This is a genomic window from Neglectibacter sp. CSJ-5 (assembly GCF_032490475.1).
GTDB classification, from domain to species: Bacteria; Bacillota; Clostridia; order Oscillospirales; family Acutalibacteraceae; genus Hominenteromicrobium; species Hominenteromicrobium mulieris.
On sequence record NZ_JAVYJC010000002.1, the window covers coordinates 468,306 to 481,997 of the forward strand.

The 13,692-nt window shown below is 45.6% G+C and carries 17 protein-coding genes and 4 tRNA genes; 15 read left to right on the plus strand and 6 right to left on the minus strand.

Translation table 11 applies throughout. The annotated features are described in order from the left end of the window. Positions 1-9: 9 nt before the first annotated feature. The 4 genes from R2K26_RS06345 to R2K26_RS06360 all read right to left on the minus strand — a co-directional run bounded on the left by R2K26_RS06345 (position 10) and on the right by R2K26_RS06360 (position 361). A tRNA-Cys gene (locus R2K26_RS06345) sits at positions 10-84 on the minus strand. 40 nt (positions 85-124) lie between these two features. Continuing rightward, positions 125-200 (minus strand) — tRNA-Gly (locus tag R2K26_RS06350). 3 nt (positions 201-203) lie between these two features. After that, positions 204-279: transfer RNA gene (locus tag R2K26_RS06355), tRNA-Phe, on the minus strand. 5 nt (positions 280-284) lie between these two features. Then, positions 285-361 (minus strand) — tRNA-Asp (locus tag R2K26_RS06360). A gap of 182 nt (positions 362-543) precedes the next feature. Here R2K26_RS06360 and relB point away from each other — a divergent pair. The 15 genes from relB (at position 544) to R2K26_RS06435 (ending at position 12,599) form a co-directional block, all read left to right on the plus strand. Next, entirely contained in the window at positions 544-765 is a 222-nt protein-coding gene (gene relB / locus R2K26_RS06365) for a type II toxin-antitoxin system RelB family antitoxin (protein ID WP_177715785.1), read from the plus strand. After that, complete coding sequence (locus R2K26_RS06370) at positions 762-1,028, plus strand: type II toxin-antitoxin system RelE/ParE family toxin (protein ID WP_316519269.1); 267 nt, start codon at positions 762-764, stop codon at positions 1,026-1,028. Before relB ends, R2K26_RS06370 begins: the two co-directional genes overlap by 4 nt. A 29-nt stretch (positions 1,029-1,057) precedes the next feature. Next, complete coding sequence (locus tag R2K26_RS06375) at positions 1,058-1,249, plus strand: type II toxin-antitoxin system RelB/DinJ family antitoxin (protein WP_316519270.1); 192 nt, start codon at positions 1,058-1,060, stop codon at positions 1,247-1,249. Positions 1,250-1,295: 46 nt separating this feature from the next. Beyond that, positions 1,296-2,342, plus strand: coding sequence for a Fic family protein (locus tag R2K26_RS06380; protein WP_316519271.1), 1,047 nt, complete (start codon positions 1,296-1,298; stop codon positions 2,340-2,342). A gap of 237 nt (positions 2,343-2,579) precedes the next feature. Then, positions 2,580-3,350 (plus strand): ParA family protein, encoded by a 771-nt coding sequence (locus tag R2K26_RS06385; protein WP_316519272.1) that lies wholly within the window; start codon positions 2,580-2,582, stop codon positions 3,348-3,350. After that, on the plus strand, positions 3,347-4,387 hold the full coding sequence (locus R2K26_RS06390) for a ParB/RepB/Spo0J family partition protein (RefSeq protein WP_316519273.1): 1,041 nt from the start codon (positions 3,347-3,349) through the stop codon (positions 4,385-4,387). The genes R2K26_RS06385 and R2K26_RS06390 overlap by 4 nt, the downstream gene beginning before the upstream one ends. After that, positions 4,384-4,671, plus strand: a complete 288-nt coding sequence (locus R2K26_RS06395) for a septation protein SpoVG family protein (protein ID WP_316519274.1) — start codon at positions 4,384-4,386, stop codon at positions 4,669-4,671. Before R2K26_RS06390 ends, R2K26_RS06395 begins: the two co-directional genes overlap by 4 nt. 86 nt (positions 4,672-4,757) lie before the next feature. Beyond that, on the plus strand, positions 4,758-5,813 hold the full coding sequence (locus R2K26_RS06400) for a replication initiator protein A (RefSeq protein ID WP_316519275.1): 1,056 nt from the start codon (positions 4,758-4,760) through the stop codon (positions 5,811-5,813). Then, positions 5,803-6,513: a 3'-5' exonuclease gene (locus R2K26_RS06405; RefSeq protein WP_316519276.1), complete on the plus strand. Its 711-nt coding sequence runs from the start codon at positions 5,803-5,805 to the stop codon at positions 6,511-6,513. The genes R2K26_RS06400 and R2K26_RS06405 overlap by 11 nt, the downstream gene beginning before the upstream one ends. Positions 6,514-6,696: 183 nt before the next feature. After that, on the plus strand, positions 6,697-6,963 hold the full coding sequence (locus tag R2K26_RS06410; RefSeq protein ID WP_316519277.1) for a hypothetical protein: 267 nt from the start codon (positions 6,697-6,699) through the stop codon (positions 6,961-6,963). After that, positions 6,956-8,692, plus strand: a complete 1,737-nt coding sequence (locus R2K26_RS06415) for an LPD25 domain-containing protein (RefSeq protein WP_316519278.1) — start codon at positions 6,956-6,958, stop codon at positions 8,690-8,692. Before R2K26_RS06410 ends, R2K26_RS06415 begins: the two co-directional genes overlap by 8 nt. 33 nt (positions 8,693-8,725) lie before the next feature. Next, on the plus strand, positions 8,726-10,219 hold the full coding sequence (locus R2K26_RS06420; RefSeq protein ID WP_316519279.1) for a peptidoglycan DD-metalloendopeptidase family protein: 1,494 nt from the start codon (positions 8,726-8,728) through the stop codon (positions 10,217-10,219). A gap of 92 nt (positions 10,220-10,311) precedes the next feature. After that, entirely contained in the window at positions 10,312-10,608 is a 297-nt protein-coding gene (locus R2K26_RS06425) for a hypothetical protein (RefSeq protein WP_308449912.1), read from the plus strand. A gap of 294 nt (positions 10,609-10,902) precedes the next feature. Beyond that, positions 10,903-11,313 (plus strand): hypothetical protein, encoded by a 411-nt coding sequence (locus R2K26_RS06430; RefSeq protein WP_316519280.1) that lies wholly within the window; start codon positions 10,903-10,905, stop codon positions 11,311-11,313. A gap of 77 nt (positions 11,314-11,390) precedes the next feature. Beyond that, positions 11,391-12,599, plus strand: a complete 1,209-nt coding sequence (locus tag R2K26_RS06435; RefSeq protein ID WP_316519281.1) for a HipA domain-containing protein — start codon at positions 11,391-11,393, stop codon at positions 12,597-12,599. Positions 12,600-12,654: 55 nt separating this feature from the next. Here R2K26_RS06435 and R2K26_RS06440 read toward each other — a convergent pair whose 3' ends face one another. Beyond that, the gene (locus tag R2K26_RS06440; RefSeq protein ID WP_316519282.1) at positions 12,655-13,218 is read right to left on the minus strand and encodes a hypothetical protein; all 564 of its coding nucleotides are present in this window, start codon (positions 13,216-13,218) and stop codon (positions 12,655-12,657) included. Positions 13,219-13,259: 41 nt separating this feature from the next. Beyond that, the gene (locus tag R2K26_RS06445) at positions 13,260-13,682 is read right to left on the minus strand and encodes a hypothetical protein (protein WP_316519283.1); all 423 of its coding nucleotides are present in this window, start codon (positions 13,680-13,682) and stop codon (positions 13,260-13,262) included. Positions 13,683-13,692: the final 10 nt, after the last annotated feature.

Consider the following 13,692-nt stretch of genomic DNA (forward strand, 5'->3'; position numbering starts at 1 on the left):
CTTTCTTTCTGGAGGTGACACCCGGATTTGAACCGGGGAATCAGGGTTTTGCAGACCCACGCCTTACCACTTGGCTATGTCACCATTTTGAAAAAGACGCCTTGTCTTCAGCGTCTTTTTCTTTTGGAGCGGACGACGAGGCTCGAACTCGCTACCTCCACCTTGGCAAGGTGGCGCTCTACCAGATGAGCTACGTCCGCATATGGTGCCTCCGATCGGAATCGAACCAATGACACGGGGATTTTCAGTCCCCTGCTCTACCAACTGAGCTACAGAGGCAAATGTGGCGACCCGGAACGGGCTCGAACCGTCGACCTCTAGCGTGACAGGCTAGCGTTCTAACCAGCTGAACTACCGGGCCACATTTGGTGGGGACAATAGGACTCGAACCTATGACCCCCTGCTTGTAAGGCAGGTGCTTCCCTTAGCTCGATTGTAATTATTTGTTTAGGTTCATAAAACTAATTCATTTTCAAACAATATAGTAAATCAGTTGACAAAGATTCAGATAAGTAGTACAATGTACTACAAGGAGATGATTATATGAGTTTTTCCATTAGATTGACTACTGAAGAAAAGAATCTTGCAGAAAGCTATGCACGAATTCACGCAATATCTCTCGGTGAAGCCTTCAAGCAAGCTCTATTTGAAAAAATAGAAGATGAGTATGACCTTACGGTTGCACAAGAAGCTTACGATGAGTATGTAAACGATGGCCGCAAGAGCAGACCTATATCTGAGCTCTGGAAAGAGTTGGATTTATGAGTATTTACGTTATAGAAACGACCTCCAGATTCGATAAAGAATTCAAGAAGCTCGACAGGTATACGCAGCGCATGATTAAAGGTTGGATTGACAAGAATCTTGTTGGCGAAGAAAACCCACGCCGCCACGGAAAAGGCTTGGTCGCTAACCGTAGCGGCCAATGGCGGTATCGAATAGGTGACTATCGCCTTATTTGCGAAATTGATGACGGACGTTTAGTCATTCTCGCACTGTCTGTTGGGCATAGGCGAGAAATATATTAAGAGCTACCCTTTGAAAGCAGGCCAAGAATATGTCGAATGAATTTATCCAAATTTATATCGATCCTGATATAGAAAAGCAAGCAAACGACTTATTCAATCGTTTGGGGCTTGATATGTCGAGTGCAGTGAATGCTTTTCTGAACCAATGCGTTCTTTGTGGAGGTCTTCCCTTTGAAGTAAAACTTCCGGATCATTTAATGAACAATGCTTACCGGGAATAAAACAGAGTGATAACACACACAATCATTTACAGGGAGGTGTAAGCGAGTGAGGTCTTTTAATTACTCTGCAATTAGAAACCAAAAATGGGATTCTGAGATTTTGGGATTGATTGCAGCTATATACAAAGAAGCGGGAAAGCAAGAATTGTATTTGCAGCAGCAACCAGAAGATCTAGAAAAACTTATAGATGTTGCAAAAATACAGAGCACCGAAGCATCGAATGCCATTGAAGGCATCGTAACAACGAACACTCGTATTCGCCAACTTGTTGAAGAAAAGACGACACCTAAAAACCGTAATGAACAGGAAATCGCAGGTTATCGTGATGCTTTGAATATTATTCATGAAAGCTTTGATGCAATTCCCATTACACAAAATTACATTCTACAACTTCACAAAATTCTTTATGGTCATATGAACAACCCTCTTGCAGGCCGTACAAAAACCGTACAAAACTATATCAGCGCTACCTACCCTGACGGACATGTTGAGACACTGTTCACCCCTCTCGCACCGTATGAAACACCAGAAGCATTAGATAGAATTTGTGAGGAATACAACCGAGTGATTGGAAACATGGAACTTGAGCCACTTATTGCGATTTCTGTTTTCATTCATGACTTTCTTTGTATCCATCCGTTTAATGACGGCAACGGTCGAATGAGCCGACTGCTCACCACTCTGTTACTATATCAGAATGAATTTTATGTTGGGAAATACATTTCACTGGAGGCTAAGATAGCAAAAAATAAAGATTTGTACTATAATGCACTTGCCGAATCTCAAACTGGATGGCATACTGGGACAGAAGACGTCTTACCATTTGTTAAGTACATCCTCGGCACTATCCTTTCAGCATACAGAGATTTTGGAGATCGAATAGTCATTGTAGAAAAAAAGCTCACATCACGTGAAATGGTACGGCAAGCTAGCAAACACAAGGTTGGTCGATTTAACAAGCAAGATATTCGAGAGTTTTGCCCAACCCTCAGTGATAGCGCCATCGAAAAGGCATTGCGAGAATTGGTTGCCTTCGGTGAGCTTAAAAGAGAAGGTAACGGAAAAAACACTTGTTACTTTAGACTAAATTAGATTCCCGTATCTTAAATTTCATTCCCGTAAAATATGCGTAATTTTACGGGAATGTGTAAAGAAATAAGGGAATCACATCCCGTACAACCATTTAAGACTAAACGAAGGAGCATCCGAAAGGCTGCTCCTTTGTCATATTCAAAAATTGTTACTCAGCCAAAAACCGGAAGTACTTCCGGTTTTTTCATATTTTACCCGTACAGCAATGCGGAGACTTTATTACAGGAGGACATTTACATGTCAATTAAAATTGCTATCACGAACGAAAAAGGCGGCTGCGGAAAAACCACAAGTGCCGTCAACATCTCGGCCATTCTTGCCGAACGCGGCTACCGTGTGTTGCTTGCGGACGTTGATCCGCAGAGCTACGCAACCATGTACTATGGTCTGTATGATGCCGATGATCCGTCCTTATATGACGCCATCACCGGTGTTTGGCCGGTGAATGCCGCCATAGTGAAAACCGATTTTGGTGTAGATGTATTGAGATCGAACACAAAATCCATGAGGCTCGAAGAAATGCTCACTGAATATAAGCTTCGCGGCAGAGCATACAACGATCTGCTCTCTAAGCTCCTTACACCGATAGAGAGCGACTACGATTACATTATTATAGATTGTCCGCCGCAAGGCTATAAACTTCTCGAAAACGTACAGCGCTATGCAGATTACATCTTGATCCCGATGATCCCGGACGAATTTGCACTGCACAGCTTACGCATCAAAGCCGAAAGTCTCATTGAAATTCGCAGAACGATCAATCCGCACCTCCGGTTACTTGGCGGCTTAATTATCATGGATGAAAAAAATGGAACAAAAGCCATTTACCGCGACGCCCTGCAATCGCAGGACGTCATTCCTTTTTTCAGCGCAACCGTGCGTAAGAACATCACTTTGAGCCGCGCCATCAACGCGCACGAGCCTATCAATACATATGCAAAGCACTGCAACGGTAATATCGATTACCAAGCGGTCGTAAACGAAATCATCGGGAGGGTCGAGAAATGAAAAAGCTAAATCTTGGAAACATCAATGCCGGTTTGAGCACCATTAAGGAACTGGCCAACGAAAATGCCGGTATTGCACGTGATGAGCTGATCGACGTCTCCTTGATCGACTTTGCAAACAAAAACACATACGCCGCAAACGACACGGATGACAGCATCCGCGACTTAGCAGATCAAATTGAAACCGTCGGTTTGCTGAATCCTCTCGGCGTGATCCAGTCCGGCAATCGTTACAAGCTGTTTTCCGGTGAACGCAGATACCGCGCCATCACACAGTACCTACACTGGAACAAAATCCCGTGCAGAATTTTTGAAGGCGTTTCGGCCGGACGTGCACAACTCATGCTGCACATCGCAAACGGCGGACGCGATTACACGGCCGAGCAAAAGCTAACACTTTATGAAGAATACCGAGAGTTGCTGAATGAGCTAAAGGCATCCGGTGAATTTAAAGGTGGCATACAAAAGGGTGTCGCCGAACTGATGCATGTCTCTGACCGGCAAGTCCGCACCTACCGCACAATGTCGGAACAGCTTACCGAGCTCGAAAAGGTTGATCTTGCTGCCGGAACGCTCAAATTTGGCGAAGCACAGAATATCGCAGTCGAGCGAGCCGCCAAAGCAACGCAGCCGACAGTAGCAAACGCCACAAAAAGCGGAAGTACTTCCGCTTTTTCGAACAAGACCGAAAGCACAAAGAGCTCTCTAAGCCCGGAAATGCGCGAAGACCTGCTCCGCAAAGTCATCATGAGTGGGTATATTTGGAACTGCGAAGATCTGTTAGATTATTATGTTGAGATGATGCCTACACCGCAGGAAGCCGTGAAAGATATATTAAAACCCAAATACGGCTATCATGGCGGCACTTTAATTATGAAGCATTTAAATGGCAGTTATGAATGCACATCATCAAAGCTTATTTTACAAAACGGTGCAATGCAGACGATTGCCGCCTACACCTATAACGAGGCAGACACCATGATCCGCAAGCTGTACCGAGACGGAGAGCTTTGCCCGGAAAGGCAGGATGCAAAATGAGAGTTACAAAAGTCGATGTTACTATTCCGAGCAGTGGCTATTACCTTGGCTACGTCAGTTTGGTTCTGGATAATGCGTACACCTTAAACGGTGTGCGCATCACCAGACGAGCAGACGGTGGGTTACAAGTCTTATATCCGCATTTGGCCGAACGCGAAGGCAAGCGCCGCCAAATCTTTGCTTTTAAGCCAATGAACCCCATAGCACACAAACGCATCGAACAAGCTGTGCTATCCGCATATAAAGAAGAACTGAGAAAAACCGGAAGTACTTCCGGTTTTTGAACTTTTGAAGAATTGTATATACTCTCTTGATAGATTTTCATAAAATACAGAAAAGTACTTAAAAACATATAGGATGAGGTCTCTAAATGAACACTAAGCGTTACACCCTATCTGATGCGCACAGCACGCAGTTTTATCAACTCCCGAAATGGCTTGTGGCGCTTCGCGTAGAGGCAGAAATCAGCAACGAAGCAATCCTACTGTATACTTACTTGCGAGATCGCGTACAGCTGAGCATTACAAATAAGTGGATCGACGATAACGGTGAAGCTTACCTCTACTTTAAGCGTGAACAAATGGAAAAGCTGCTCGGGTGCAAAAAGGATAAAGTGCAAAAAATTATTAAGGAGCTCAAATCCGTAAGCCTGCTCGATGAAGTCCGGCAAGGGTTAAATCAGCCAAATCGCCTCTACCTGCGCTACCCCGATAATTCTGAACTCATAGAAATGAGTATCGATTTTGAAGATGAAGACGAAGAAAATGGTGAGCAAGAGCCTGAAAGTCATGAAAAACCCAGTGATTATGCGGAGCGCGGAAAAACCGCACTCCAGAGTACTGAAATTCCGCAGTCCGGACTTCTGAAAAACCGCACTCCGGACTGCGGAAAAGCCGAAGTCAAGAGTGCGGAAATATCGCAGTCAAGAGTACTGAAAAACCGCAGTCTTGACTTCTGTAAAACCGCACCTAATAAAACTGAGTATAATAAGACTGAGTATAATAAGACAGACAGTCAGAGCGACGGCAATTTTGATTTTTTGATGAATGCAGATGTTCCGAAGGATTTTGCGAAAGCCTGCATCTCTTTGATCTGCGAAATTACTACTACTCCCTTATCGACTGTCCGCATCGGTAAGCAAGTGCTTCCGAGCACGCAAGTATGCCAAGCGTTGCACAGCTTAACGCCGGAGCATTTGCAGGCCGTCTACCGCATAACCAAATATTCTAACAATGTACGGAAACCTAAAGAGTATCTGCTTGCATTGCTGTACAATGCCGCCCAAACTGCGCCGGAGAGTAATCTCTACGCGCAGTTTTTTGCTATGCCGGAAGAAAACAAGCCCTCGTACGACCTCAAGATCTACGAGAAATACGATTTTTTCGATCACTTAAACGAAGAAAGGAACCCAGAACATGGAACATGATCTTGAAGCCTATCGTAAGCAATGCGCCGGCATTTGTGCGGCAGTGCCCAAGAATCCGACAAATCTCAAGCTCGTCTTTGACCTTGAGACGACGGGCTTAAACCCCGCTGAAGATGAAATACTTGAAGCCGCAATTGTTACGACGGATGGGGACATTTTGTTTGAGTCCCGGTTTAAACCGGCATGCGTAACCGAATGGCCGAAAGCACAAAATGTCAACGGTATCTCACCGGAAATGGTAGCAGATGCACCGGGTATCATCGACAAAATCGGCGAAATGGCGGCGCTGCTGCAAAATGCCGAAACAATTATCGGTTACAACGGCAAGCACTTCGATATTCCGTTTCTCGAGTGCTACGGTATTCGATTCCGACCGGATGCCATGGTTTCCGACCCCATGCTTGATGGCGCTGTCGTGTACGGAGAGCTGCGCACGAACAATGGCGCACCATCAACCTATAAGTGGAAGAATTTAAAAGCCATGGCCGATTTTTGCGGCTATACAGGCTCAAACTGGCACAATGCAGCTGCCGACTGCATTGCTACCGCCTATGTGTGGCAACGGTTACAAGAGCCGGATATGCGAGAACGATACGAGCAAAACATGCAGGCTCTCAAAGAATTCAACGACTGGGAGCTTGGGGCTATTTCCGAATCGCCTATACCGGATTTCGATATATCTCAAGCTATTTCGTTGTAGAAAGCCTGATTAAACGCAATTCTTCGAAATATATCTTTAAGCCCTCTTATTAAATCTATACTCCTTAATGATGGTACGCGAAAAGATATGAAAATAAAACAAAGCAGCAAAAAGGTTTGTTACCTGTACACACAGGCAGCAAACCTTTTTTCATACATTTTTTACGAAAGGAAAGATTTATTTATGAGCTATGAGCCTTTAGAAAATGTCACCATCGTTTTTAGCACAGCGAATATTACCGTTTGTGCCGATGAGTGGGGCGATTTGTATTACACGACCGAAATTCCGGATGAATTTGTAAATCAGGGTGAGCCGTATCCCCGCTTCAGATGCAAGCCGATTATTGATCTGCCACCCGAACAATTTGATCGTGTGTTGGCAATTTACAAGGAATTGCCGGATGACCTACTTGAGCACTTGATACGCGGAGAGGAGCAAGAAGATGCCTAAAAAAAGAACCTTCTACTCCGAAGAAGAACGTAAAGCACATCATGAAAAGAAGCAAAGAGAAGCAGATTTGCAGATTCAGGAGCTCACAAAGCACTGGGAAAACGATCCCAAGGACATCGCAGAATACCTCGCATTCAGCACTCAGTTTTACAAATATTCTTCACGAAACACAATGCTGATCTACCGGCAGCGTCCTGATTCCGTATTTATTGCCTCATACACACATTGGAAAGAACTGGGGTATTATGTGCAGGAAGGTGAGCATGGTGCTAATATTTATCGGCCGGAAACCACGCGCTATTTCAAGCCAAACGTGCCAAATCCAACATGGGTTCTTTTATCTAAAGCCTCGCCGGAGCAACGCCATGAAGTTGAAATCGGCATGCTCGAAAGCCGTGATTTTACCTATTTCAAACCCTGCACGGTGTTCGATATTTCGCAGACAAATTGTCCGCCAGAAGACTACCCCAAGCTCTGCGGCGTAGGATACAACAGTACGCAGCACAAAGATATTTACAACACTCTTTGCCTTTATTCTGAAGAAATCGGCGTGCCTGTATCCGAAGAAGATTTTGAAGGAATCGGCACACGCGGCACTTATAACCCGCGCAACAAGCACATCCATATTAACCAATTACTCGGCGACACACAGAAGCTCGATACATTGTTGCTCGAAATGTCACACCACCTTATGGGGCATAGTCCTAACATAGAAAAGCCTACCATGCAGCGTGAATTTGAAGCCGACGGTCTCTCCATTATGTTTGGAAAAACGTTCGGAATTGAGCCCAGTAACGCCCGAAAAAGCCACCTTGCAGCCTGCTACCAAGAGTTGCTTAAGGCACAGCCGGAAGTAAAAATCGATGCACTTTTAGCACCGGTTCGCGAAAAATTTCAGCAACATATTGAGACAATGGAACAGGAACTTTCTCTCGCAGGCGTAATACCGCAGCAGATCATTTCTTCCCAAAAAGCTGCTGAACTGAAGCGTGAACAGGCTATGAAAAAGGAGCCGACCGTAACCGTTATATGGACGGAAAGCAAGCGTCTGCACGACGGCCAGACCATGCGATTATCGCGTGCAAACGAACTTTTTAAAGCAATCGATAAGGCGCAACAGAAGTACCCGAACTGCTACCACAAGGCAGCTTTTCGCATTGATTATATGCTGCACGGAGAACCGAGCAGCTATGAAGGCCGACAGAGTTTCGGCACCGGTGAAGGCAGTCTGATCGACCATATCAATCGGCTAAATACGCTGTGCAACGAGAACCCTCAGTGGGAAAATTACTTGTTAGAAACAGGCGGCAGCGATGCACTTTTACAGGACAGACACGAAAAAGAATACATCTTAAACGAGTTCATTCCTTACTTAAATCTGCATGTTACGCTTTCCGAAATCGAACAGAGCGTTTCGGAAAAGCTCGGTGAAACCGATGAGCTCACGCTCGAAAGAAGTGAGCAATTCGCCGCCTTGCAGCAAAATGTGCGTACTGCCCGTGCTATGCTGAACCAAGGTAATTACGATTTTTCCGTGGCACAAATCAATGAACTCTCTCCAAAATTCGCAGAATGGATGCGTCAAATCTCGAAAAAATCCATTCAGCAAAGCTCTGAAAATACGCTTACAAAAGAAGAAATCATACACGATTTTGAGCAAATCGCAACACAAAATCGTGCAGAAATCAGGCAAGAACAGCATGAAGAATTTGAAATCACAATGCTATAAAACCGGAAGTACTTCCGGTTTTTCGGAGGAAAAATGGCAAACCCGGTTTTAATTGCGAAGCTCGCTTTGGTCGCAGCCGACCCCAAAACATGGCAAAAAATCATTATTGCCTGCATCTCTATTTTTATCGTTTCCGCTGCACTGCTCGGCAGCTGCGGTGCAATGACTTTTACCGATTTAGGCTTCGACTGCTCGCAGCTTTTCTCTGCAAAACTGAACGAATACAGCGCTGTTTTTGACTCCGGTGCACGCATAAACGATAAGCTTCTCTATGCTGTGTACGCCAAAATCTTTACGGATAACGACCGATTAAAGAACCAAACCGATGAGCTGATTGACTGCTTTGTTTCAGATGATAAGCTCTCCCCGCTAACCGATTCCGATGAAATTTTTGATAAAATCGAGCACACGTTTGATCTCAAAATCAACGCATACATGCGCTCGCAACTGCTACGGCTTGCAGAGCAAATGCCCACCGGTTATGCCGACCGTTCTACGCTGATCCGTAACTTAAAAAGCAGCGACGGCAAAACAAATATCGGTCTCACCAACTTCGCAATAAACGCTCTGGATGCCGGTTCCGGCTACATCTATGGCGGTTACGGCCAAGACGTAACCATGGCATTTCTTAAGCAGCAGCAGTCCAGATTTTTCACGGATTCCGATGCAAATCTGACCAACAGCGAGGTCAATTTCATCTACGAAACCTACGGCGGAAAGCCTGCTTTTGACTGCATCGGGCTCATAAAAGCGTATGAATGGGTTGATGAAGACACCGGCATTATCCGTTACCAATCCAATGGTTTTCGCGATGTCGGCGCAGACGGAATGTTCCGCAGCGCTGTCATTTTCGGTGAGATTTCCTCTATCCCCGATACACCCGGTTTGGCCGTTTGTATGAGCGGACACATCGGTATTTATATAGGAAACGGTGAGGTAATTGAGGCCAAAAGCAACCACGACGGCGTAGTAAAAACGCAGCTCAGTGAGGGCAGTTGGACGTACTGGATGCAGTTGCCTGGCATTACATATTTGACCGGCGGAACACACCCATACGGCACTAAAAAGGTAACACTGGAGAACGGCAGAATTAAAGAAATCTCCGCCGGAATTGTAGCGGGAAAGGGTGAATTTGAGTGGCCTCTCCCCGCTCCTTACGGTAAAGATTACATCACTTCCGGCTCCGGTTCCCGGTACAATCCGGTCACCGGAATGTACGAAAATTCGCACGGTGCAATCGATATTGGTGCACCGGCAATGACCCCGATTTACGCAGCGGCCGACGGCACAGTTGTGATGAGCACTTGGCATGATTCCTACGGCAATTTCGTAAAAATCGACCACGGAAACGGGTGGTCTACCCTATATGCTCACCAAACAAAACGTGTTGCAAAAGTCGGCGAATCTGTATCTGCCGGTGATCTCATCGGCTACGTCGGAAGCACCGGGGATTCGACCGGAAATCATCTCCATTTCGAAATCAGATACAACGATAATAGGCTCGATCCTTTGCAATTCTTTGAGTGATCCACAATTTTGTGGGTATTCTTTCCTTACTAATAATCGGCACGCCTTGCGTGCCGACGACGAAAATTTTTGAAGAAAAAGAGGTCAAAACAATGAAAAAACTCACCATAAAGCTCAATTTAGATGAGCGAAAATACGATGCACTGCACACCTTTTCAACACAAAAAGGCATCGATATTGACGCAGAATTCGTAGCGTATTTCGAGAAAATGTACAAGAAAATCGTTCCAAAAGCCGTGCGGGAATACATTGAAGGCACAACACTTTCAACCGTTTCTGATCCGGTTTCCGAAGAAAAGGTTATCAACAATGCCCCACAGCTTCAGCCGGAACCGGAGCCCGAAACCAAGTCAAATCCGATCTCAAACCCCGGTGGTTTCTGGTCGTAATATTTTTAAACTGTTTCACATCTTGAAAACGCGCCAAAATCTCTCAAATCGGTGTCTTTTTAGAATGCAGGATAAAGCAGTAGTACCACTTCGTGTTTCTACTGCATCACAAACCCGCACAGTGTGCGGGTTTTCGGGTTTTAAAAAGTGGTACTACTTTTTGAACGGTAGTACCACCTTACCGCCTACTATTTCATAAAACAAACGAAATATTCAGATTTCAAGCCAAATTCCGGTGGTACTACTAGTGGTACTACTGAAATTTGAAGCAAAAGGAGATGCTATAAATTTAAAATGGCTACTGACAAAAAGAGGGTCTCAACGTACCTTGCAGATGACGAAGTCCGTATGTTAGATGCTATTGTTGATCTTTTGCACCTCAATCCACAAAACGGCCGAAGCGAAGCAATTGAAGCAGCTTTGAAATTTTATTTCGCCTATTTGAGTAATCAAATGAACACAGACTACCTTTGCGGCATTTACGGCAGACAAGTCGAAGCACTTGTGCAGCGGGCAACAGATCGCATATCTTCGCAGCTCTTTAAACAAGCTGTTGAAACAAACATGCTAACACGTATCGTCGCATTCGAATACGAACTATCGAAAGATGAGTACGATAAAATGCGTAGCAAAGCTGTTGCAGCCGTAAAACGTTCCACCGGCCGCATTTCTCTGTTCGATACAATGCAGGACAGTGCGGAATAAAGCCTTGAAATGATTTCACGAACACTGTATAATAGGCTCATAGAAATAGAGCTTCATAAAAGTCAGGAGGTGTCGCCATGCACTACACATTGATGCACAAAGAAATACCCGTAGTCGATATTGAACTGGACGATGCGTCCGGCGCGATTACTCGTGTGGATGATGTGCATAATGCTGCGCACATTCCAATCGGCATTGCGTACAAGAACGACATTCTCGACCGCAAGGCACTCAACAAATGGTGGTATGGGCGTTCCATTCCGGCAAGCCGTCAAGGCATCCAACAAGCGCTCGCTATTCTGCGTATCGGCAGCACGCAAGAGCTTATCGATAAAAGCTACGGACTTAGCCTTTCGGATCAGTATTGGATCAAGGAGAAAGGTTCCTCGTTGGAATGGGCTGAGATCAATTTTTTCACAAATGATTTTTCCCGTGACATCGGTGACATTCTTTTTGGCGGTCACAGCTCCAGTGCGAAAATCGATTTGATGTCCCCGGACAACACCTCCGATGGTTGGCTACGCAAAAAGTGGACGATCATCGACGGCAAGCGCTGCCTCATTAAAGGCGGCAGTGGCGTGAACCAACAGGAGCCATACAATGAAGTTATTGCTTCTGAGCTGATGGAAAAGCTCAACATCCCTCATGTTCCCTATCGGATCATTATGCAGGGCGATTATCCTTACAGCGTTTGCGAAGACTTTATCGATGCGGACACGGAACTTATCTCTGCTGACTACATCATGAAGTCTCAAAAGAAAGCAAATCACCTCTCGACATATCAGCATTACCTTAACTGCTGTGCCGCCTTTGGCATCTCTAATGCACAGCAAGCCGTAGACCAAATGATTGTCATCGATTATTTACTCGCCAATACTGACCGTCACTATAATAACTTCGGTGCGATTAGAAACGCCAATTCCTTAGAGTGGATCGGTTCTGCGCCGATCTACGACTCCGGTACATCTCTTTGGTGTAATACACCGACCAAACTCATCCGTCCGCTGGCCTCTGATTTGCCTTCAAAGCCGTTCAAAGAAACGCATGAGGAACAACTTAAACTCGTATCGTCTTTCGATTGGGTCAACTTTGAAGCGTTACAGCACTTTGGAAACCGTGTGTGCGAAATCTTCGCAGAGTCCCCCTATCTCGACTCCGAACGCTGTGTTTGTCTTTCGAGCGCATTAGACCAACGTATCGAACGTCTTGAAGGTTTGGCGCTAACCATGAACCATGAACAGCACCACAGTCCAAAAATTGAAGAAGAATTTGAAATCAAGCTGTAAAACCGGAAGTACTTCCGGTTTTTCCTTTTCTCATTGAAATCAAATTAAAAAGCTATTATAATATTCTATATGAGGAGTGAACGACTATGAAGAAAAAGATCACAGCAATATTGATGGCGGCGGCGCTTACGGTATCGCTTGCGGCGTGTGCGGGCAGCAATACCGAAAGCGCCGTAACGGAGAGCTCCACATCCAGTGCGGTAAGTAGCACGGTATCGGAAAAGAACGATGCGAGCAGCAAACCAGCTGCAAGCTCAAGCACTGCAAGTGCAAAGCCTACGGCGACGCCAGGCGCAAAAACGGAAAGCAGCAAAACCGAGAGCTCGAAGGGAAGCAGCTCGTCTGCCTCGTCTAAAACGGAGAACAGCGCAACGAGCAAGCCGTCGTCTTCAAGTTCTTCCGGCAGCACAGCATCGAAGCCGAGTTCAGCCGCAAAACCGTCTGCCACAACGAAGCCCAGCTCCGGCAGCAATACTGTGAGCAAACCGTCTTCCGGCAGCAGCGCGACTGCAAAACCCTCGGCCACTGCAACGCCGAAACCTACCGTACAGCCGACCGCTGCACCGACAACAAAGCCTACTTCTAAGCCGTCTGCGACTGCAACGGCTAACCCCGCCACGAAACCCACAACCGCTCCGACGGCTAAGCCTACGGCAGCTCCTACATCAAAACCGACTGCTGCGCCCACAGCAACTCCGAAGCCCAAAGAAAAAGTTTGGGTCGTAGATGTTCCTGCAAAGGAAGAAGTTGGCCATTGGGAAGAAGAAGGGTACTGGAAGAGCGATTGGGTGTATCAGTGTAATGCATGTGGAACTCAATTTTCTTCGGTAGAAGATTTTTATGCACATTCAGATGAAGAATGGGATAAAGGAAACGATCATGGTAGTTATACGCAAGTTCCGGGAAATACACGTTGGATTGTGACGGGTCAGCATTGGGTAGTTGATGAGCCTGCGCAAGAAGAACAAGGGCACTGGGAATATAGATAAAAATTGAATATTGCAGCATGAAGCATCCGTTTTCTCGGATGCTTTTTTTACTGCAAAAATTCAAACCGTACTTTTTGAGTGCGGCTTTTTTCATATACAAAAAT